The organism is Anaerovorax odorimutans DSM 5092 (genome assembly GCF_000426305.1).
In the GTDB taxonomy this organism is placed as follows: domain Bacteria; phylum Bacillota; class Clostridia; order Peptostreptococcales; family Anaerovoracaceae; genus Anaerovorax; species Anaerovorax odorimutans.
In genome coordinates this window covers 185,619-208,141 of the sequence record NZ_KE384518.1, presented here as the reverse complement: position 1 = coordinate 208,141, position 22,523 = coordinate 185,619, and the positions used below count along the sequence as shown (strand labels likewise).

The following is a 22,523-nucleotide window of genomic DNA, read 5'->3' as shown; positions in this document are numbered from 1 at the left end:
TAAAATAAATATATGGTACAATAAGAGCGGAATTAATAATTAGAATATATATTGGATTTTATTCCGTATGAAAGGGAAGATTATGAAAAAAGCTATTGAAAAATTTAATAGATGGTTAGATTATGAAGATTTAGATAATAACTTGAGATCAGAACTTTTATTATTAAAAAACGATGAAGAAATTTATGAGGACTTTTATAAAGATTTAGAATTCGGTACCGGCGGCCTTCGTGGAATTTTGGGAGCCGGAACCAATAGAATGAATATATATACCGTAAGACGAGCGACACAAGGTCTAGCTAATTATATTAATAAACATTACAGTAAGGCTGATTCAGAAAATAAAGATAATATCCCTTCTGTTGCCATTGCATATGACAGCAGAATTAACTCACATTTGTTTGCAATGGAAGCAGCAAAGGTACTTATGGGCAATAATATTAAAGTATATCTTTATTCACAATTAATGCCTACACCGGCGCTTTCATTTGCAGTAAGATATTATAAATGCGTGGCAGGTATTATGGTAACAGCAAGTCATAATCCTGCAAAGTATAATGGATATAAAGTATACAATAATGAAGGGTGCCAGATGACCCTTAAGGCAGCAGCAGAGGTATATAATGAAATAGAAAAAATTGATATATTTAATGATGTTAAAATGGGTGATGGACAATTAGAAATGATTCCCAATGAAGTTACAGACAAATATTTGGAAAGAGTAAAAAAAGAAAGTACTGGACCTGTAGGCTGTGAAAATCTTTCAGTAGTATATACTCCTTTAAATGGAACTGGAAATTTGCTGGTAAGAAAAATATTACATATGATTGGAGTACAAAAAGTTTCCATAGTAAAAGAGCAAGAATTACCTAATGGAAATTTCCCTACATGTCCTTATCCTAACCCTGAAAAGAAAGAAGCCTTGGAATTGGGTCTTTCTTTGTGCAAGAAATTAGGAAAAGATGCAGACCTGTTGTTAGCTACAGATCCCGATTGTGACAGAGTTGGTATTGCAGTAAGACATACCAATGAAGGAAAAGATGAGTTGAGACTTATTACGGGAAATGAAGTGGGTATTTTATTACTTGATTTTATTTGTCAAAGAAGAATTGATGCAAAGGGAAATTATAAAAAAATGCCTGAAAATCCCATTGCAATGAAAACAATAGTATCAAGTAAAATGGCAGATGATGTGGCAAGACACTATGAAGTTTCAATGATTGACGTACTTACAGGATTTAAGTTTATTGGCGAGCAAATTGGAATTTTAGAATCAAAAGAAGAAGATTTCAGATTTATTTTTGGTTTTGAAGAAAGTTATGGTTACTTATCAGGATCATATGTGAGAGACAAAGATGCGGTAAATGCGTCCATGCTCATATGTGAAATGACTGCGTATTATAAATCAAAAGGCCAAACATTAATAGATAGATTGAAAGAGCTTTATGAGCAGTATGGCTATTACAAAAATGATCTTATTGAATTTATGTTTGAAGGTGCGGCAGGTATGAAAGAGATGTCGGATATTATGAACCGATTCAAAGAAAAACTCAGCCTACAATTAATTGGCAAAAAAATTGTGCAGATAGCCGATTATCAAACATCAGTTCGCAGGATTTTAGGTAGCAGCGGACATTGTGACTTAGCTGTAGGAACAAAACCTATAGATCTCCCCAAAGCTGATGTTTTAGAATACGTATTAGAAGATGGAAGTAGCTTCATAATACGTCCATCAGGAACAGAACCAAAATTGAAAGTTTATCTATCATCAAAAGGAGAAACAAATGAGGAATCTGTTTATATCATTAATGAAATGAAAAAAGAATTGACAGAGTTTATATTAAAAAAGAATTAAAAAAATATATATCACTTTGCCTAATCCAAAGGAAGTAATGGGCAGAGTGATTTTTATATAATTAATAGTTATAAGTGGCTTGCAGAATATAAAGACATGATATAATATATTAACATATTAACATTGTTAAAATAAAAGAAAATGAATATAATTAAAGGAGACCTTATATAATGAACAAGGCGTTGATTGCAATAGATAAAAGTAAATCTTTTCGTGTATATCTTGCGATTACTACAACTATGGTTGAAGATGCAAGAAAAATCCATGATACCTCGCCTCTTGCCACAGCTGCAATGGGCAGAGTATTAACAGGTGCAGGGCTCATGGGATTACTTCTTAAGAATGAACAAGATAAGCTTACGATACAATTCAAAGGCGATGGACCTGCAAGAGAGATTTTGGCAACTGCTAAAGGTGATGGCAGTGTTAAAGGGTATATTTCCAATCCTAAAATAGAATTACCTCTTAGAGATGGTAAGTTTGATGTTGGTGGTGCTATGGGAATTGGTGAATTAACTGTAATTAAGGATTTAGGATTAAAAGAGCCATACATTGGAAAAATAGGCCTTGTTACCGGTGAAGTTGCAGACGATTTAACAGCATATTTCTTTATATCAGAGCAGCAGTCATCATCAGTTGCCCTTTCAGAAAAGATTGATGTGGATGGAAGCGTGATTGCAGCAGGAGGTATGATTATACAAATGTTGCCGGAAGCAGATCCAAAGTCTGTGGATGCATTGGAAGAACTTTTAGATAAAATGCCGCCAATAAGTGGTATGCTTGAAGATATTACTGCCAATTCAAAAGGAAAAACACCCGAAGCAGTGATTTTAGCTTTATTGGAAAATATTTTCATAAAATTACCGGTAGAATATCAAGTAGAACCTTTGGAATACAGAGAGCTTGGCTGGAATTGCGACTGCTCATTAGAAAGATTGGAAAAAGTAATAATCAGCATTGGACAAAAAGATTTAAAGGATATAATAGAGGAAGATGGGCAGGCAGAATTAGTTTGCCAGTTTTGTGAAAAAAAATATCATTTTGACAAAGAACATTTAACACGTTTGTTAAATGAATGTAGGCAATAAAAGGAGATTTTTATATGAAAAAAATAGGAATAATCTTTGGAGGACGTTCCGGAGAACATTCGATTTCATTGATGTCAGCAGCTTCTGTTATAAGAGCTATTAATAAGGATAAATTTCAAATAGTAAAAATTGGCATAACAAAAGAAGGTAAATGGTTATTATACGACGGAGATGCAGATCATGTTGAAGATGGTACTTGGCAGGAAGAAGCAGAAAAGGCGTTAAAAGAAAATCCTGATAAATATAACATAACTATACTAGGAGCAGGAGGCAAGTCTATAAAAGAATTGATTGATTTTGCTCTGCCTATATTACATGGTCCATACGGAGAAGACGGAACTGTTCAAGGTCTTCTTGAGATGGCAGATATACCATATGGAGGGTGTGGAATAACAGGTTCGGCAATTGCAATGGATAAACTTATTGCACGGGAAATATTTATGAGAGCCGGTATACCGGTATGTAAACATATTGCAGTATTTAAAGAAGAATTGGATAATGATTTTCAAAAAACAATAGAAAAAATTGAAGAAAACCTACCATATCCTGTATTTGTAAAACCTGCCAATATGGGTTCAAGTGTGGGGATAACAAAGGCAAAAAGCAATGAAGAATTAAAGCACGCTTTAAAAGAAGCAATGAAATATGACAGAAGACTTATTATAGAAGAGTATATAAATTGCAGAGAACTTGAAACAGCAGTTGTAGGTAATTTTTATGCAGAGGCTGCAGCAGTAGGAGAGATTTTGCCATCAGCGGAATTTTATGACTATGAAGCAAAATATTTCGATGGTGGAAAGTCTAAAATCTGTATTCCTGCTGATATTCCCCAAAAAACCGCAGATGAAATAAGAGAAATTGCAGTAAAGGCATATAAGCTTATTGATTGTGCAGGGTTTTCAAGAGTAGACTTTTTCTTGGAAAAAGAAACAAATAAGATATATTTAAATGAAATTAATACAATACCGGGATTTACAAAGTTCAGTATGTTTCCATTATTATGGGAAGAGGCAGGAGTTTCATGCCCGGATATTATTGAAAGGATTGTAGAGTTAGGATATGAAAGATATCATGCTAAAGATAACAGGTAAGCAAATGTCGGGAGATTCTGAAGAGGATAAGCTTGAATTTATAACAGAAGGAAAATATTATGAAAAAGGTGAATCCATTTATTTATTATATGATGAGAGTGAATTTTCCGGAATGGAAGGCTGTACTACAAGCTTAAAAATTACAGGGGACATAATTAAAATGAAACGCTTTGGTACAAATATAAAATTAGATACAGAGATCGAATTTGAAAAAGGCAAGCGTTTTAAAGGGTATTATGATACTCCGTATGGTTCTGTTGAAATGGAGGTTTTAACAAACAGTATTGAAAATAATATTGAAAAATCCAAAGCGGCAGGATCTTTAAATATCGATTATCATATAAGTTTACGTGGACTTTCTGAGGGACGAAGTAAACTGGATATTGTTATAATTTAAAAATAAAAAACAAGGGGGATAAAAAATGAATCCGTATAAGACTAAGAAAATGGCTAAATTAATAGCACTTATAATAGTTATTGCAATGGTTATAACATCGTTTTCCTTTATAGCTTTTCTTCCAATGCTCGGTTTTGAAGGAACAGTAGTTTATGCTGCGGAAAAAGATGATCAGCAATATTTAGAATCAGAAACGGATACTTTACAAAGTTTAATAAGGTATATTCAAAAAAATTATAAGGATGCTGTTACTACAGAGCAGCTTGTGAATGGAGCTTTTGACGGAGTGATAAATTCACTTGGAGATCCTTATAGCGTTTACTATAAAACAGAAGCTGAAAGCAGTGAATTTGAAGATGCCGTCTCAGGTACTTTTTCCGGTATAGGGGTAGTGCTTCAGGAAACAGATGGACAATGTGAGATTGTATCTACTATGGCAGAAAGCCCTGCTGAGGAAGCAGGAATAATGGCAGGAAGCATTATAATAAAAGTAGACGGTAAAGATACTACAGGGATGAATCTTTTAGAGGTTGTTGATTTACTTAGGGGCCAGGAAAATACTGTAGTAAATATAGCAGTAAGTTATGAGGGACAAACATCAAACTTTGCTCTCAAAAGGCAAATGATAAAAACTACAGCTGTAAATTATAAAATGCTTGATAACAATATAGGATATATACAAATAACAAGCTTCGATATGGATGCAAATTTAGAATTCAGTAAAGCTAAGGAAAATCTTCTTAAAAAAGGAGCAGTTTCTTTTATCATAGATATTAGAAATAACCCCGGAGGCTTTATAAATACAGCAGCAGAGATTGCAGACCAGCTAATGCCAGAAGGATATATTACGCATCTTGTTCACCAGGGAGAAACAGTTGAAACTATATCAGCTTCAGGAAATACAAAAGATTTTTATCCCACAGTACTTCTTATAAACGGAGGAAGTGCCAGCTCATCAGAAATTTTAGCAGGAGCTTTAAAAGATAATGATGCAGCTACTTTGGTAGGAACTACAACTTTTGGAAAAGGTGTTGCACAGCAAGTTGTTTCTGTATCGAAGGAAGCAAAAATGAAATTATCCATGTACTATTTTTTAACACCGAATAAAGAGACTATAGATCATGTAGGTATAACTCCCGATTACACTGTAGAAAATGCAATTGGTGTTGATACAGATACTTTAAAAGAAATATATTCCCAATTTGCCCCAATGATAGAAAAGGTTAAGCCTAAGAAAGGGGATACAGGGTTAAATGTATATGGTGCACAGCAGAGACTTTTGTTAATAGGATATAACGTTGATGTAAATGGTGTAATGGATGATAAGACTGTTTCCGCAGTTCGTAAATTTCAAAGTGAAGAGGGATTAAATCCATATGGAGTATTGGATTATACAACAATGAAAAAGATAGAAGTTAAAACTTTAAGTTATATTAATGGCATAACAGACGATAAAGACTTGCAGCTTGAAGAAGCTATAAAGCTTATTAAAGAAGGAAAAGTTAGCAAGTTAAAATAAATTGTTATAAAAATATAAGGACAATATAAATAAAAATGACACTTATTAATATTAAGTGTCATTTTTATTATAAGTTAAACCACGTGTTAGAGCGTGGCTAGTTTTTTAATTAAAATATAAGTTAGTTGTTAAATACTCAGGATCACATGTTACATCAAGACCTAAATCTCTTAAAGTCTGTTCATCCCTGTCACTTAATATTGCTGTACAGTGAGCTTTACATCTTTGAAGCAATAATAATTTCTCAACGGCAACCTGTGCGGAAGGATTAGTAGTTGCTGAAATAGTAAGAGCTGTTAAAACTTCTTCACAATTAAGACTGGATTTTTCATTTCTCAGAATGTCAGTCTTTAAATGTTGAATAGTTTGTAAAACATTAGGTGATATTAAATAAATATCATCAGAAATACCTGAAAGCTGCTTTATAGCATTTAAAATTGCTGCGGCTGCGGCAACCATTCTTCTTGAGCTTCTTCCTGTAATAAAAGAACCGTCAGGCATTTCAATAGCCATACAGACTACATTTTCATATCTTTTATCACATTCTCTTTTATATTCTGCATAGTCTCTGGCATGCTGTACTACAGCTCTGTCTTTAACAGAAAGTCCCAAATTGTCCATTAGCAGTTTTGAACGTTCCAGCGACTCTTCATCAATTTTTCCTTTTTTATAATCACATTGTGCAATGAAATATCTTCTTATTATTTCGTGTCCTGATGCTTTTTTTACAACTTCATCATCAGTAATGCTAAAGCCTACACGATTTACGCCCATATCTGTAGGAGATTTATATTCCGACTCCTGCATGGTAATTTTTTCTATAATTCTTTTTACTACGGGAAATACCTCCAAATCTCTGTTATAATTAACGGCCTTTTCACCATACGCTTCTAGATGAAAAGAATCAATCATATTTACATCTTTAAGATCCGCTGTTGCTGCTTCATATGCCACGTTTACAGGATGTTTCAGAGGAAGATTCCAAATAGGAAATGTTTCAAATTTCGCATATCGAACTTTTTTACCTAATTTATAATCATGGTAAAGCTGTGAAAGGCATGTAGCAAGCTTTCCGCTGCCGCCCCCCGGACCTGTAACAACAACAAGTGGTTTTGTTACTTCAATTCTTGGGTTTGCGCCATAACCTTCATCGCTGACTATGGTATCTACATCAGTTGGATAACCTTTTGTGAAAGTATGCTTGTAAGTGGTAATCCCTCTTCTGTTTAATTTATTAATAAACATATTGACAGCAGGTTGATCTTCATATCTGGTAATAACAACGCTGTTTATGGATAAGTCATATTTTCTGAAAATATCAATCAGCCTTAAAACTTCTAAATCATAAGTAATTCCAAAATCTTGTCGGGTTTTACTTGTTGTAATGTCCCCGGCATAGATACAAATAATAATTTCCGCTTGATCTTTTAATTTTTCCAATAATTTTATTTTAGCATTTTCGTCAAATCCGGGAAGAACTCTCATGGCATGCTTATCGTGAACCAATTTTCCTCCAAATTCCAGATAAAGCCTTTCACTGTTCCCGGCATTAATGCGTTCCAGAATAAATTTTGATTGTTCCTCAATATATTTGTGTGCATCAAAACCTATTTTTTCTAAAGTCATTTTACCTCACCTCTTTCTAAAAAACCTTTCTATCTTAAAAAAACAACAGTGCCTATTATAGCAGAAATTGATATAGCATACAACAGAAAGATTTATGTTTTTAAAAATAGGCAATTTCCTTAATTTTTTTCATTAAGGTGCGGAAGGTCTGGAAAATTTAATTGGATAAGTTTTAACAAGGCCATCATAGGATGTAATTTTTAAAGTAATGGCTGGTGCATCTTCACTGATACTCAATGTAACCACGATATCTTCCTCCTGATCAACAGATTTATTATCTATTGTTATAGAAGATCTGCTGTCAGAAGCTTCTACATTTAAAGTAACACTTGAAGTTGTAGGTGAAGCTAAAGCAAAAGTATCTCCTATAGTATAACCAGTACCGTTAATGGATATTTTTGAAAGATCAGCAGAACCTTTTTCTTTAATATGCACCGTATATTCCCTCGGTGTTTTGTCAAGCTCATTAATTGATACTGTAACAGTTGCTTCTCCATCTTCAATAGAAACCTTTGCAGGACTTTTAGAATCGTTTACAGTAAGTGTTCCTACAAAATTTCCTGCATCTGCGCTAACTGTTACTGATGAAGTACCATAAGGCACAAGGACATTATTATAAGTATAAACTGTAGGACTGAAATTAAAATTTTCACTATTAGAAATTGTTAATTTTGACAGTTTAATATCAGTAGTTGTTTCCGCAGGAGGTGTAGGGGTAGGAGTAGAGCTTTCTTTAGTTGTTATTGTAGCAGAGCTGATGCTTGATAGATTTCCCGAATCATCTTTTAAAACAGCATAAATCTTATAAGTTGTTCCTGTGCTAAGTCCGGTTAGTTCCACAGTAGCATAACTATTCTCGTAAATATTTACATTATTTGCAGAGACTGCAGAAGTACCGTTTCCGTCTCTCCCCGAAACTACCTGAGATGCAGAAGGAGAGCTGGCACTTGTTGATATTGCCACCGCATAAAGTCTGCCCCACAAATTGGACTTTGCAGAAACTTTTACACTTTTTTCGTATGCAGACGTACTGAAATTGCTTAATGCTGGATCCCCTTCAGTAGTCCAATATACAGAATCATCAGGAACAGTGTCACCATCAGAAGCGTATTTTAATGATTTTGAATTAATGCTTACCTCATATCTTGTGCCTACATCCAGATCATGTCTAGGAGTAATTACAATTCTTTTAGAAGTAACTTTTGAAACATCATAGCGAATATCCGAACCATCTGAATCCTCAAAGGAAATGATATCATCAATATCAGCTTTAGAAAGGCTTTTTCCGCCCCTGTAAGTTACCACTGCTTCGGGAAACTCAATGGAAATGTCAGGATCAAGGGAAACAGAAGTTGATTTGTTAGAAGGTGAAAATGAAATATCGTCATCATCATCTGTTGAATCTCCTGTATAAAAATAGCTGTATTCACGAGAATTGCTGTTCCCGTCAGAATCTTTCACCGAACGGCTGTCTATGACAATATAATATTTAGTATCATCATCAAGATCATCGTCAGGTTCTAAAGTTATTGTTCTCTTTGAATTGTTTATAGAAGCATCGAAAGATATAGATCTTCCGCTTATACTGCTTTTTCTGAGAGAAATAAAATCAGAAATATCGGAATCATAAATTTTGTTACCGTTATATTTAGTCACAGCAGTATTAAATTTTATAGTAATATCCGTATCCAAATCCACCCTTTTTTCTTTGTTTGAGGGATCAAAGGTTATTGTCAGACCAGAATCTGATTCTTCAGGATCATCTACGTTTGATTTAACAGATACTTTTTTTGGCCTTGTTTCGTATGTTACATCATCAGAATTAATATCCATTTCTGATATAGTACCGCTGCCTTTAAAAGAACTCTCAGCATTGACTACCGCTTTAGATACTTTTGCGTCGCTGTCTATGGTAATCTCTGACCTTTTTCCCGAATTTTCCACAGTTAATTCATCAATAGAACCAGACTCTAGTGTGGTATCTGATGAAGTGCCTGATATAAATACTTTAGGAAAACGGCCACGCAAGGTAGTATCTGCGGAATTATTAATATTTACTTTAGCAAAACCAAGCCCATAGGTTCCGTTGTCTAGGCCAGACGTCTGCAATATGGAGTCATTGGAAGCTGAGAGATTTACAATTGTGGTCTCTCCCATAGCTAGTACTCTTACAGGTTCACTGCTTTTATCCACATCACTGTTTGCTATACGGCAGTTTTCTACGGTGACTGTATCTGTTCCTCCGCCTTGAACTTTTAGCGTTCCCAATACTACACAGTTTTCCAAACTCATATCATCATCATCAAGATACTTATGTATAGTTACATTATTGGAATAAATTTTATTACTCAGTCTTGTGCCGTCTTTTTTTACCACGGGATCAGAAGTAACAATGTTTTCTTTATCTACAATATCACAAAGGATTTTAGCAGTCTGTGCGCGAGTAAGAGAATCCAGAGGGTGCAGTTTTCCGTCGGAATAAGCACCAAGATATCCTTTACCGTTTATTTTTGAAAATGCAGTATAAGCCCAATTACTGACAGACATGTAATCCGAATAAGCTCTAAGATTACCGTTGTAACCGTGAGTAGGTACAAACCTTGAAATCATTACTGCAACTTCTTGTCTCGAAATAGGATTATTCGGTTTAAAAGATGTACTGCTGTATCCTGCCACATAAGTAGCTGCAATGGCTTTGGTAATATCACTATAGTACCATTTACTGTAGGATACGTCATTAAATGTAATGTTTGCCGTGCCCGTACACCCAAGCGCTCTGTTGACCATACTGATAAATTCGGCACGCGTAACAGCATTATTAGGTTTAAATGTACCATCTTTATAACCTTCAATAATACCTTCGCTTACAGCTTTGTTAATATATTGTTCTGCCCAATGTCCTCTTATGTCAGAAAACTTGCTGTAACCTGATACATTCATAGGTAATGATAAAGTAGATATCATTACTAAAGCTAGCAATAAGCAACTAAGTTTCTTCATTTTCATTTTAAACTTCCCCTTAATGATTTAATAAAATTAATTTTAACATATACACCACACATTAATCTTTAACTATTATAAAGTATAATAACTAAATTTTAACATTTCATACTATCTAAAACAAGGTAAAATGTATTAAATTTACATTACCATAATTTCACTAGACACTATAAAGAGCAGAAGCTATAATGTTAAGAAAAGAGGGAGGTATAATAATGAAGATAAATAGAAGAAAAAGCATATCTGTTTTATTGGTCATAGTTATGGTTATGACCGTTGGACTAAATATGAGTTTTGCAGATAATAATGTTAATACAAATAGTGATAATACTACAACTAAGAGTGAAGGAATTACAGATATAAAGGGACATTGGGCAGAGACCAATATAAAAGAGGCAGTAAAATTGGGAATAGTTAATGGCTATCCTGACGGAAAGTTTTTACCGGATAATTTAATAAAGAGAGAAGAATTTTTTAAATTGATTACAAATGTACTTACACAAACTCCTGATGCGAGCAATGTAAATCTTAAATTTAAAGATGTGGTGGCAGATGAATGGTATGTCCCTACAATAAAAATTGCTGTGGCAGGGAATTTAACACAAGGCTATGAAGATGGCACATTTGGAATAGGAAAGATGATGAGCAGACAGGAAGCCGCAAAGGTTGCCGCTTCAGTTATTCAAGTCAATAATGTTCCCGAAGGTGCAAAGGGAGCAGAATCTGTTAAGGATAAAAACCAAATTGGTGAATGGGCATATCCTTATGTAGATATTATGTTCAAAAAAGGTTATATGAAGGGTGACACAGAAGGTAATTTCCGTCCTACAAATGCAATAACAAGAGCAGAAGCAACAACTATATTATTGAATATAAGTAAAAAAGAAGAGATTATTGCAGCAAATGCTGATGAATTGGCAATGAGTGGCTGTTTGAAAATTCATAAGGCTGAAGATGGAGCTTTTACAAAGGGAGACGGAACAAAGGATGATCCTTATCAGATATCCACAGAGAAGCAGCTAAATCACTTGAGAGTACATGCAAACGAAGCAGCTTTTTATATACTTACAAACGATATAAAGATAACCAAAGACTTTGCAACCAGAGTACCTGCTATAGCTTCAAAGGAGCAGAATTGGAGCGAAGGAAACTTTGAGCCCATCGGAACAGAGGAAAATCCATTTAAAGGCTACTTAGATGGGGATAGGCATACAATATCGGGACTGGAAATTATAGGTTTTGAAGGAGGAAGTGTGGGATCTGACGGGGGCGAAAGAGCTTACGCAGCAAATACAGCTTTGTTCGGGTATCTTGGAAAAAATGCCTCTGTTGTTTCTTTGACTGTAGATAAATCAACTATAAAAGGAGGACGATATACGGCAGGCATTGCAGCTTATAATCTGGGAACAATAAAAGACTGTATCTTAGGTGAGGATGCAAAGGTAACAGGTAAAACATATACAGGAGGCATTGTAGGCTACAGCGAAAAACCTCTCGTAAGTAATATAAATAAAGGAACTGTAACAGGCAGCGACAGTAGTACGGGAGGTGTGGCAGGATACATATATGCATCACAGGATACAATAAGCAGCTGTGTAAATGTTGGAGAGGTTAACGGAAAAGAAAGAACCGGAGGTGTGATAGGTACAATTTATGTTAACGTTGACGGAGATCCCGTTGTTAAAAATTGCAGCAATAAAGGAGATGTTAATGTAGGCTCTTACAGATCAGGCGGAGTTATTGGATATATTGATGCAAATTCAGGGGAAATAACCGTGGAAAATTGTTATAATAAAGGTCTTATTGCAGGCGGCGGCGTTAATGGCGGAGTTGTAGGAGATGTAAAAGGCAGAAAGGTAACCATTACAGAGTGTTATAATGAAGGATCTGTAACAGGTGGAAGCGGAGGCGGAATTGCAGGCAGTAATGAAGGTACTATACAGTATTCCTATAATAAAGGTAATGTAGTAGGAAATGTGGAAGCAGGGGGCATAACAGCATTTCAAAATGACAGAGCCGTGATTACAAAATGCTATAATGAAGGATCTGTAACCTCTAACAGTTATGCAGGAGGAATTGCAGGAACCAATGGAACGGAAATAAATAACTGCTATAATTCGGGGAAAGTTAAAGGTACAAATTCTATTGGAGGCATTGCAGGAAAAAATGAAGGGACTATTAAAAATGTATACGGAGCCGGGAAAGTAACAGGTGATAATGGAGCCGGAAGCTTGATTGGCAGGAACATAGGAAAGTTAAAAAATTCTTTTTGGCTTGAAGACAGCTGCTCAGATGCGGTTGGCATGTCAGATACAGCAGCAAGTCAAGATATAGTGAAATCATTATCTCATGAAGAACTTTCAGGACAGAAAAAGATGAAAACATCTAAAGGTTATGTTATGGTTATTGATGTAATGAACTCAAATAACTCCGGCACTGACGATGTGTGGGAATATATATATAGAATGACATCAAAAGCCACTGACAAAAAGACTACAGTTATTTCTGATGGAGGAGGAATTGTAAGACCTCTTGAAGAATATTCTACAGATATTAAAGGAAACGTTATTAAGGAATCAGATTTAGATGATGTATACCTATATCCATGCATTGTTGAAATGTAATATATATGTAATGGACTTTGAATCATGCTTTGATATAATATTAACATAGAAAAAAACGGTAATTTGGTAGTGGAAGGAGATTTATTATTATGATAAAGAAAAAATTATTATCAACGGTTTTAGCTGTTTCGCTAGTTTTTGCTTCAGGGGCGGTTGCTTTTGCGGACATAGATTATAATCAGTGGAATTCACAGGCTGCTTATCCGCAGGATGTTGTGAATACTGAACTGTTTACTCCGGTAAAGAAGTTAATCGATAAAAAGATTATTACAGGATATCCCGATGGAACATTTAAGCCGGAGAAGTTAGTTACAAGGGCGCAAATTGCAGTGGCGCTTACAAAAATGACAAATCGTGAGAAGGATGCGGAAACAGCAAAAAACAAAAATAAATTTACAGATTTAAATACAGCGAGCTATGACTGGGCGAGAGGTTCTGTAAACGTTTTATCTGATAAAGGTATTATTAAAGGGACAACCGAAACTACATATTCCCCTGATAAGAATATCAGCTATGCTGAATTGATTACCCTTTTGATCAGATCAAAAAACAGTGATGTATCACAAATTGAAAATATGGGCAGCTGGCCTGATAACTATATTAAGTACGCAAATATGTATAACCTTATGGGCGATGTATATGTAACAGATTGGAGTGCACCGGCTACAAGAGGAGATATGGCAAAGCTTATGTATAGATTTATGCCAAAGAGCAGCACAACCGATAAAGATAAAGAAGATGAAAAGTAAATTGTGCTGACAAAATTAAAATATAACAAGGCTATTTGGAAAAATATGATAATAAATAAAAAAGGGGAAAAGAAAAATGAAAAAACGATTTTTAAAAACTTTAGTATTTGCTTTGGTTGTAGCATTGGCCGCAACTACAATGGCATTTGCAGCAGTACCTTCTGATATTGAAGGACAGACCTATGAAAAAGTAGTAACAGATTTGATGGATAAAGGAATCATTACAGGCGACAATGATGGATTGTTTCATCCAAATGATAAACTTACAAGAGCACAGGCGTGTGTAATAGTAGTTAAAGCTATGAATCCTGAATCCTCTGAAGTAGTGGGAACAGCTACACAGAAAGTACCAAAGAGCGGATTCTCTGATATGAGAGGTTACGGCTGGGCTGATGGATATGTAGGATATGCAGTAAGTAAAGGCATTACAAAAGGCATTGGCGGAAATAAGTTTGCTCCGGCAGATAAGGTAACAACAGAAGAAATGGTTACAATGCTCCTAAGAGCCGCAGGATATAGTGATAAGTCATTAGAAGGAACATGGCCTGAAAATTATATGAAAAAAGCTGAGGAAGTCAAATTATTTGCTGATATGGGTGAAGTGGAAAAGCTTCCTAATCCTGCAACAAAAATAGCAGCAGCACATTTGACATATAATGCTCTTGATGAGATAAAAAAAGCAAATTCAGAAAAAGCAGGAGAAAATACTGATTCAAACAGTGGAGAATTTAAGCCGGGGGTTACAAAGCTGACATTTGGAACAGGCAGTTTTAATGATAACATGACTGCTTATTCAGGGAAGAAAATCAGCAAAGATGTTGTGGTATATACTTACGGAAAACAGTCAGATTATAAGTCAGGGATGACTTTGTCAACGGATAAATCCAATTATAAACTAGATACTGTGAATAAATACAAGAATACTCAAACCCCTTGTTTTTATAATATGGCAGATGGTGAAATCGTAACTATGGTTATTCCTATGGATGTAGGTTTCAGCGGCAGAGTATATGGCGTGATCAATTCTGTATCAAGTATGTTAAATGGAAGCGGTGATAAAGTAAGTGTAATAAATTCTCTTTCAGCAGGAAAAGAAGTGAATTGGCTTACAAAGGACAGCAGTATTACAGGACTGCCAAGCTCAGACGCTGAATTCCTAAAGGGTGATATATATGAAATGGTTACCAAAAACGGTGCAGTAAAGGAAATGTACAAAGCAAGTGATTCAGGACATCATGAAGATTTTGCGGAATTGACTGATTCCACTTTCACACAAAAAGTGGAAAGCTACAAAGACGGAGTTGTAACCTTACAAAGTGGCAGCACTAAGTTTGAAGTTGCAAATAACGCTTCTATATATGTTCTTTCTGATGATGGAGATGAATATACTGTAGGTAAGCAAAGTGATATTAAAAAAGATGTTAAGATAAGAGCTTATAATATTTTGGAAGATAAAGGTATGGCTTCTGTTGTAGTAATACAAAAATAAGGTAAAATATTTTAATAATAAACAAAAACAGATTAAGGATGATTGGCAAGGCTAATCATCCTTTTATAATCTTTGATTATTTGGTTATGGTTTATTCTAATTCACTATCTTTAAAAAGAAAAACTTTGATCCCGTTATTTAAATCTTCTCTGTGCATTTTGTTTCCATTTACAAAAGCATTTCCCTCGTTATCCAAAGTTATATTTATATTTTTCTCTTTAACTGTATTTTTATTTATTTCATCACATGGTTTAGGTAAATCTTTACACATCATATTCATCCTTCCCTGTGCGTATATATAGCGTTATAAAAGCTTATAAAACTGTCGCTTTATACATCTTATTCCATGTAAACCGTATGTGTGAATTATTGATTGAAAACTTTTTGCATTGAATGTTAACATTCTTGTAATCTGTCTGTAATAGACATATTGTGATACTCTGTTATAATATATGATAAATGAATATATATCAGAGGAAAAGACGGTGAGCCTGCAATTAATTAAGTGTGTTACAGTTATATTACAGTTAATACAAGTTGTTGACTTCATACGTCTTGAGAGGGTATAATCCATTGTGATAGAATTGCACAAGTTATCTTGTTCGCGTTTCTATATAAAATGTCAAATTACTTATAGAAGGGGAGAAGTTGTTTGCGTAATAAAAAATCTATTTATCCTCCCCTTCAGAAGAAACACCTTAAAGGAGGAATTTTAAATGAAGAAAGTACTTTCGTTTGTACTAGTGTTATCACTGGTACTAGGAAGCTTCTCAATGGCTTTTGCCGCAGATTCTACTTCAAGTACCTCAGCTGCAGGACTAAGTGATATTGCGGGAATTGCCAATGAAGATGCAATTCAGGTATGTAACGATTTAGCAATCGTAACAGGTAATCCTGACGGAACTTACCTACCTGAAAAGTCTGTAACCAGAGCAGAGTTTGCTGCTATGATTACAAGAGCGCTAGCTATTCCTGACAGCGCACTTGCTGGATACAAAACTAGTAAATTTAAAGATACTAGTGGATATAGCTGGGCTGTACCTTACCTAGCATTCTGCGAATCAAAGGGTATCATCCTTGGCGATGGTAACGGAAACGCAATGCCGGGAAGACCTGTTACTGTAAATGAATCTGTAACAATGGCTCTTAGAGCTATCGGTTACACTGGAAATTCATCAGAATTAACTGGTGTATGGCCTGCAAACTACGTAACAGTAGCACAAAACAACAGCTTGTATGACGATGTTCAAAAGAATGCAACAGCTGTTGACAAGGCAAATGCTGCACAGATTATTTACAACTTACTTACTGTACAGAAGGTAGCTGTAAATGCTGACGGTGAAACAAAATACTTAGAAATTGATGATCCAGATTCAACTAATTCTAAGGATAAAATTGCAGCAAACCTTATGAACACAGGATTAGATTGCACAGAAGAAAAGGATACAATCATTGATGGTGATGATTATGACAACACTGTAATCAATATCACAAAGTATATGGGTGCTCATGGTACTGCATATAAAAATGATGATGGAGATATCGTTGCTTTCACAGTAAAGGATTCAGTAGCTTTAACTGGCGAAATGGACGGAGATGATTTTAAAGTAGACGATGTAAAATATACAATCTCATCAAAAGCAGACAACTTTAGCAAAGTAAATAAACCTGTTATGATTGAGAATACTAAGAATACTGGAACTGCTTCAGAGTCTACTATCAAAGCTATGATTCAAGATATGGATGATACTTATGCTGATGATCTTGTTACAATTAACGCAGATGTTTCAGGAAAGACTATCAACGAAGTATATTCTATCGTTGGATGGCAGGCAACACAGGCTGACACTGTAGATCAGACTGATCTTGATGACATTAAGGATAATGAATTACTAAGTGCTGACTTTGATGAAAATAATGATGGTGGCATCGATACAACATCTTTCGCACTTGTTGGCGTAACAAGCTTAGATAAGATTGCAAAAGGTAATGTTGTTTACGTTTATGAAGATAAAAGTGATGACATCAGAATGGTTGCTGTAGGTACTGAAGTTGTTGAAGGTACTGTAGGCGAAATTGATGATAATGGTGATAAAGTAAAAGTTTATATTGATGGAAAGAAATATAAGCCTGCTGAATTCCATGATGGTACTTTAAAGGCTGACAAAGCTCCTAAATTAGATGCTGTTGTTAAATTATCTTTAGATGCTTTCGGAAAATACTACGGTGTAGATAAGACTGGTGGAATTGCCGATAAGTATGGCGTTGTTAAAGTATTTACAAGCCCTGCAGGCGTAGATAATGCAAAGGCAAAGATTTATACTTCAGAGGATTCAACCAAGACTTATACATTCGAAGATTGGAACGAAAATGACATTGATTTTGACAGTAACGGAACAACAACTACAGCTCTTAAGGATGCCGCAACAAAGGGTTTGGCTGATAATAATAAAGATACTGCTGTTTTAATCGGGTTTGATGTTAATAGCGAAGGTGTAATTGATACAATCAATCACGGTACAAATTTAGGTGAACTTGCTTCTAACGATGTAAAAGTACAAAGTTCAAAAGTATTGATTGATAATGGAAAATATTATGATATCTCTGAGGATGTTGTAGTATTTACTTATTCAACAGTAGGATCAATAACTCCACATGATTTTGATATTATTGGTGTTAAAGATGTAAATACTAACGAAGTGTTGAGTAATTCACCATACTTCCAGTATATTTATGATGCTGATGAAGAAGAAGTAGTGGCAATGTTAGTTAATGAAGTTAATACTGATGCAAATTCAGATGATATCTTTGGAGTATTTAATACTGTAACAGATGTTAAAGATGGTTCTGATACAATTCAGAAAGCTGTAGGATTTGTTGACGGTAAAGAATATACTCAGACAACTACAGATGACAATAAGATAAGCTATAAGGGTAGTAGCCTTTCAAAAATTTCTTTATATGAAATCGAAGTTAATAACTCAAATGAAATCAAAAAGGCTTATCCTATAACTAATACAGCTGAAGATAATGATAAAAATAAAACAAAAGATCCAACTGTTGAAGTTGCAAATAAAACTGTTACAGATATAAGCTCAGATAGAACTGTATTCACATGTGGTACTGAAAAATATACTGCAGAAGATAATGCTATCGTTTACGAAGCAGTTCTTAAGGACAATAAGGAAAAAGTAGATTATTATAAAGTAGCTAAGCTTTCTAACATTAGTAAGTATGACAGAATTTGGATGTATGATACTGAAGATGGAAGCGATCACGATGGCATAGCAGATGTAGTAATCTTTGCTGATTTTGATAAAGAGGCTACAAATAATGGTGGAAGTTCAACTGTAACTACAGGTGTAACAACTTATATTGATGTACCAATTAAAGCAGGAACTGATGTAGTTGCAAAACTTACATTACCTAGTGGAAACAAAGATATTTATAATGTTAAAGCATTTGATAGTAGTAATAAGGAATTAAATGCTGGTATAACAACATTAGCGACAAAAGAAATTACAGCAAATGATCTTGGAATACTTAAACCAGGAACTGAAAATGCAACTTATACAGTAAAAACTTTCAAAGTTGTTTCTGGTGTTTATGCTGAAGTTTCAAGTAAAGTTGTTAAAAATGTAGACCCAGTTAATCCTAAGATGACAGGTGCTGCAATAACAACTGATAATGCTTTAACGACTGCAACATTAACTGCTGGTAATATCACAGGTGTTGCTATTAAAGCAGGAACACCTGGAAATTCGGCAAATTTAGTAATTTCGAAGGGTGCTGTTAACACACCATTCTCAATAGTAGTTGCAGATCCTAAGGTTACTGTTAATCTAGAGATAGATTCTGCAGGAAATGTTGTTACAACATTACAAGACGTTGTAAATGCGGTAAATGCAGATCCAAATGCAAGTAAAATTCTTAAATTATCAGTTGGTACAGCTAATGCTGCTGATAAAGCAGTTGCAGCAGATGTATCAGCTAGTGGTGGCGCTGCTGCAGTAAATGTTGTATTAGCTCTAACATTTGATCTTGACATGAAAGCTGATACAACAGGAAAAATTACAATTGATGGAAAAGAATATAATGTATCTGTAATTTGGGGAAGTACTAAAACCGCAACAATTACAATTTCAGCAGCACAATTATCAGCAGATTACTCATTTGCTGGTAAGAAAATTACCTCTATTAGTTTTGTAAAGGATACTGGAAATGCAGTAGATCTTGCAAATTCTTCAGATGTTGAATTATAATTAAATCTGACACTGAAAATTAAAAAAGTTCACAACAGAAAGAGCCCCCAATGGAGAAATCCAACGGGGTTCTTTTTTTACCTATTTTTATTAAAGTCAAGGAATTTCTACCTAAATGAAATTTAACGTTGTGTATGGGCTTGTTTTCCACCTTTAACAATGCTTTATTTAATGTACTAGGCTTATATTTCCCCAATATTCTGTATATAACAAAACATGGGGCGAACACGCCCCATGTTTTATTGAAATCTATATTTTCTTTAACTTAAGATTAATATTCTACGTAGATTACTACATTTGCGATACCATCATGGTCATCACCAGTCTTAGTATCGTATAACCATACGTTTGCATTTCTCTTTAAGCTTGAAAGTTTTGAAACTTCATAATAGTCAACTGCAGTGTTGCTGTCTTTCATGTTAATCTTGTAAACTACAGCACCAGCTTCTACTGTATATTTAGATTCAACACCACCTGATGTTACAGTTACAACAGTTCTGTCAGAATTTACATCTGTAACAAGTAGACCATTTGTTCCGCCTGCTAACATGCAAGCTTCATCTCCATTTGGAGCACCTACTAATGTTGCAGTTTTAACATCGCCTGAACCTGTTTCTTCAATCTTGTATAGAGCAGCTATTGTAGGAACTGCATTGAAGTCTGCTGTGCTAAGTGCGCTGTCGCTGTCTGCATTTTTAGTATAGTCTTTGCCAGCTACAAAACCAACAAGTTTTTGAACTGTGTCACTTCCGTCTTTAACCTTAGTTGCACTGTTTAATACTGCGAAGATGTCATCAGATCCACCATTATTGTAAGTGTCATTTACTAAGATTGCAACTACTTCTTTGTCACTACTATTGTAGATATACTGGAAGTCGTTACTGAATACATCACCTGTATCGATATCAGAAATATTTACTACGTCTAATTCAGTAGTTGATAAATCAATAGCAGCATTTGTCGCACCTGTGTATGTGAATACTGCAACATTTTTTGCGATATCAAGATATCCTGCACCAATCTTTAATACCTTTGAACTTTGTAACTCTGCTGAAGCAGGGTGTACTGCAGTAAGGTCAAGAGTATCAACAATACCTTCAGCATCTACGTCATATCCGATTAAAGCACCGGCAGTAATTGCTGGGGCAGATACGTTGTTTGTAAAGTCAATGTCTTCAGCATTCCAATCTTCAAATGTTACTGTTTTTGTAGCATCATCAGAAGTGTAGATCTTAGCTTTTGCATTGTCTACTCCTGCAGGAGTTACGAATACTTTTGTTACAGCAAATTTATCAGGAGTTGAGCTTGAAGAATCTACATCATATACATAGCCATAAGCATCTAATGATAACTTAGTAGAGTCATCAAGTGATGGAAGAGCATCAGCAGCGCAAGCTGATCCGCCTACAAATTCTGCTTGTTCATACTTCTTGCCATCAATAATAACGTAAGCATCTGATCCTGTATTTTCTTCTGCTACAATACCTTCAACAATTTCTGTACCTACTGCAACCTTTCTGATATCATTATCAGCGTCAGTATATACATATACTACATTATCTTCTTTAATCTTGTTTAAGTTTGAAACACCAACTAGTGTGAATGAAGCAGTATCAATATCATTATTGTCATCTTCTACGAAGTCATATCCTAATAAAGAATTATCATCAGCAATATCTTCAACGTCAGCATCGTCAGCTACATTTGCAGAAGTTGCAGTCCAACCAACAACTGAATAGATATCTTTGATTGTTTTTCCTGAAAGATCAACGTTGATTGTTACATCATCGTCAGCAGAAGCAGTTGCGAAAGCTTCGATTCCTGCTTTTGTTAATAGTGCTGTATCAACAGCATCAGTATTTGAGATAGCTTTAGGTGTAGTAAATGTGTTTGTTCCAAGAGTGTATTCTACACCATCAGCTTCAAACTTATCTCCATCAAATGAACCTGTAAGAGGAGTAGAATCTACAGTAAATGCAACGATATCACCGTCATCATTTGTGTATGCAGTACCATAAGCACCCATATACTTTGTAATATTCATAACAGCACTGTCATAGTCAGCTCCTGTTATGATTTTATCTTCCTCTGAGTCACAATTTAATCCAGTGCTAAGTAAATTAGCCGGAACTGTCTTTGCAGAGTCATCCCAAAGTGCAATTGTTTCACCATCAGAATTTACAGATACCTTTTGTACAGTTAATGCATTGTAGATAATCTGTGCAGCATTTGCCTTGTCTACATTTGTAACCTTAGCAACATCATCATACATGCTGTTGTTCTGTGCTACTGTAACGTAGTTTGAAGGCCATGTTCCTACTAACTCTGCTGAGTTTGCAGTGTAACCAATCGCTCTAAGAGCCATTGTCATTGCTTCGTTTGTGTTAATTGTTCTTCCCGGCATTGCGTTTCCGTTACCATCACCAAGGATAATACCCTTTGATTCACAGAAACCTAGGTAAGGTACAGCCCAACCATATCCAACAGTGTCTTTAAACTTTGTGTTCTTATATCCAGCAAGTGCACTGTCAGGAATAGCTAATGCTCTTGTAATCAATGCAGCAAATTCTGCTCTTGTTACAGCTTTCTCAGGAAGGTAAGTTCCATCAGGGTTACCCGTTACAATCCCAAGATCATAATTTACTTGAATAGCATCTTCATTGGCAATTCCTTCAATATCGCTTAATCCTGCAGTTGAAGCAGTGGAATCTGCAGCGAATGCCATTGAGAAGCTTCCTAATACTAGTGATAATACTAGTACAAATGAAAGTATCTTTCTCATTTTTTAAATTCCTCCTTTAAGGTAATACTCTTCGAAGGGGT

The 22,523-nt window shown here is 35.0% G+C and carries 13 protein-coding genes; 9 read left to right on the top strand and 4 right to left on the bottom strand.

Annotated elements, in window-relative coordinates:
* Nucleotides 1-82: 82 nt before the first annotated feature.
* The 5 genes from K292_RS0113685 to K292_RS0113665 all read left to right on the top strand — a co-directional run bounded on the left by K292_RS0113685 (nucleotide 83) and on the right by K292_RS0113665 (nucleotide 5,950).
* Complete coding sequence (locus tag K292_RS0113685; RefSeq protein WP_027400307.1) at nucleotides 83-1,855, top strand: phospho-sugar mutase; 1,773 nt, start codon at nucleotides 83-85, stop codon at nucleotides 1,853-1,855.
* Nucleotides 1,856-2,025: 170 nt separating this feature from the next.
* Entirely contained in the window at nucleotides 2,026-2,943 is a 918-nt protein-coding gene (hslO, locus tag K292_RS0113680; RefSeq protein WP_027400306.1) for an Hsp33 family molecular chaperone HslO, read from the top strand.
* 14 nt (nucleotides 2,944-2,957) lie between these two features.
* Nucleotides 2,958-4,034, top strand: coding sequence for a D-alanine--D-alanine ligase family protein (locus K292_RS0113675; RefSeq protein ID WP_027400305.1), 1,077 nt, complete (start codon nucleotides 2,958-2,960; stop codon nucleotides 4,032-4,034).
* Nucleotides 4,003-4,431, top strand: coding sequence for a DUF1934 domain-containing protein (locus K292_RS0113670; protein WP_027400304.1), 429 nt, complete (start codon nucleotides 4,003-4,005; stop codon nucleotides 4,429-4,431). The genes K292_RS0113675 and K292_RS0113670 overlap by 32 nt, the downstream gene beginning before the upstream one ends.
* Nucleotides 4,432-4,456: 25 nt before the next feature.
* A complete protein-coding gene (locus tag K292_RS0113665) occupies nucleotides 4,457-5,950 on the top strand; it encodes a S41 family peptidase (RefSeq protein WP_027400303.1) in 1,494 nt (497 codons plus the stop codon).
* Nucleotides 5,951-6,055: 105 nt separating this feature from the next.
* Here the strand turns inward: K292_RS0113665 and K292_RS0113660 are convergent, their stop codons facing one another.
* Nucleotides 6,056-7,576 carry a DUF1846 domain-containing protein gene (locus K292_RS0113660; RefSeq protein WP_027400302.1) on the bottom strand — a complete coding sequence of 507 codons (1,521 nt, stop codon included), beginning with the start codon at nucleotides 7,574-7,576 and terminating at the stop codon, nucleotides 6,056-6,058.
* Between the two features lie 132 nt (nucleotides 7,577-7,708).
* Nucleotides 7,709-10,582 carry an S-layer homology domain-containing protein gene (locus tag K292_RS0113655; RefSeq protein ID WP_027400301.1) on the bottom strand — a complete coding sequence of 958 codons (2,874 nt, stop codon included), beginning with the start codon at nucleotides 10,580-10,582 and terminating at the stop codon, nucleotides 7,709-7,711.
* A gap of 209 nt (nucleotides 10,583-10,791) precedes the next feature.
* Between K292_RS0113655 and K292_RS0113650 the strand changes: the two genes are divergently transcribed.
* The 3 genes from K292_RS0113650 to K292_RS0113640 all read left to right on the top strand — a co-directional run bounded on the left by K292_RS0113650 (nucleotide 10,792) and on the right by K292_RS0113640 (nucleotide 15,438).
* Nucleotides 10,792-13,200, top strand: coding sequence for an S-layer homology domain-containing protein (locus tag K292_RS0113650; RefSeq protein WP_027400300.1), 2,409 nt, complete (start codon nucleotides 10,792-10,794; stop codon nucleotides 13,198-13,200).
* 89 nt (nucleotides 13,201-13,289) lie between these two features.
* Nucleotides 13,290-13,949 carry an S-layer homology domain-containing protein gene (locus K292_RS0113645; RefSeq protein WP_027400299.1) on the top strand — a complete coding sequence of 220 codons (660 nt, stop codon included), beginning with the start codon at nucleotides 13,290-13,292 and terminating at the stop codon, nucleotides 13,947-13,949.
* A 76-nt stretch (nucleotides 13,950-14,025) separates the two neighbouring features.
* Nucleotides 14,026-15,438 carry an S-layer homology domain-containing protein gene (locus K292_RS0113640; RefSeq protein WP_027400298.1) on the top strand — a complete coding sequence of 471 codons (1,413 nt, stop codon included), beginning with the start codon at nucleotides 14,026-14,028 and terminating at the stop codon, nucleotides 15,436-15,438.
* A gap of 91 nt (nucleotides 15,439-15,529) precedes the next feature.
* On the opposite strand, the gene K292_RS0113635 is transcribed toward K292_RS0113640, so the two are convergent.
* Nucleotides 15,530-15,712 carry a hypothetical protein gene (locus K292_RS0113635; RefSeq protein WP_027400297.1) on the bottom strand — a complete coding sequence of 61 codons (183 nt, stop codon included), beginning with the start codon at nucleotides 15,710-15,712 and terminating at the stop codon, nucleotides 15,530-15,532.
* Nucleotides 15,713-16,154: 442 nt separating this feature from the next.
* Between K292_RS0113635 and K292_RS0113630 the strand changes: the two genes are divergently transcribed.
* The gene (locus K292_RS0113630; RefSeq protein WP_027400296.1) at nucleotides 16,155-19,700 is read left to right on the top strand and encodes an S-layer homology domain-containing protein; all 3,546 of its coding nucleotides are present in this window, start codon (nucleotides 16,155-16,157) and stop codon (nucleotides 19,698-19,700) included.
* 271 nt (nucleotides 19,701-19,971) lie between these two features.
* Here the strand turns inward: K292_RS0113630 and K292_RS0113625 are convergent, their stop codons facing one another.
* Entirely contained in the window at nucleotides 19,972-22,482 is a 2,511-nt protein-coding gene (locus K292_RS0113625; protein ID WP_027400295.1) for an S-layer homology domain-containing protein, read from the bottom strand.
* Nucleotides 22,483-22,523 lie beyond the last annotated feature (41 nt).

What these genes read in the sequence shown, in the direction of transcription:
- K292_RS0113630 (WP_027400296.1), top strand. Translation starts at nt 16,155, where the DNA reads ATGAAGAAAGTACTTTCGTTTGTACTAGTGTTATCACTGGTACTAGGA.
- K292_RS0113685 (WP_027400307.1), top strand. Translation starts at nt 83, where the DNA reads ATGAAAAAAGCTATTGAAAAATTTAATAGATGGTTAGATTATGAAGAT.
- K292_RS0113665 (WP_027400303.1), top strand. Translation starts at nt 4,457, where the DNA reads ATGAATCCGTATAAGACTAAGAAAATGGCTAAATTAATAGCACTTATA.
- K292_RS0113660 (WP_027400302.1), bottom strand. Translation starts at nt 7,576, where the DNA reads ATGACTTTAGAAAAAATAGGTTTTGATGCACACAAATATATTGAGGAA.
- K292_RS0113675 (WP_027400305.1), top strand. Translation starts at nt 2,958, where the DNA reads ATGAAAAAAATAGGAATAATCTTTGGAGGACGTTCCGGAGAACATTCG.
- K292_RS0113640 (WP_027400298.1), top strand. Translation starts at nt 14,026, where the DNA reads ATGAAAAAACGATTTTTAAAAACTTTAGTATTTGCTTTGGTTGTAGCA.
- K292_RS0113625 (WP_027400295.1), bottom strand. Translation starts at nt 22,482, where the DNA reads ATGAGAAAGATACTTTCATTTGTACTAGTATTATCACTAGTATTAGGA.
- K292_RS0113635 (WP_027400297.1), bottom strand. Translation starts at nt 15,712, where the DNA reads ATGATGTGTAAAGATTTACCTAAACCATGTGATGAAATAAATAAAAAT.
- hslO (WP_027400306.1), top strand. Translation starts at nt 2,026, where the DNA reads ATGAACAAGGCGTTGATTGCAATAGATAAAAGTAAATCTTTTCGTGTA.
- K292_RS0113650 (WP_027400300.1), top strand. Translation starts at nt 10,792, where the DNA reads ATGAAGATAAATAGAAGAAAAAGCATATCTGTTTTATTGGTCATAGTT.
- K292_RS0113645 (WP_027400299.1), top strand. Translation starts at nt 13,290, where the DNA reads ATGATAAAGAAAAAATTATTATCAACGGTTTTAGCTGTTTCGCTAGTT.
- K292_RS0113655 (WP_027400301.1), bottom strand. Translation starts at nt 10,582, where the DNA reads ATGAAAATGAAGAAACTTAGTTGCTTATTGCTAGCTTTAGTAATGATA.
- K292_RS0113670 (WP_027400304.1), top strand. Translation starts at nt 4,003, where the DNA reads ATGAAAGATATCATGCTAAAGATAACAGGTAAGCAAATGTCGGGAGAT.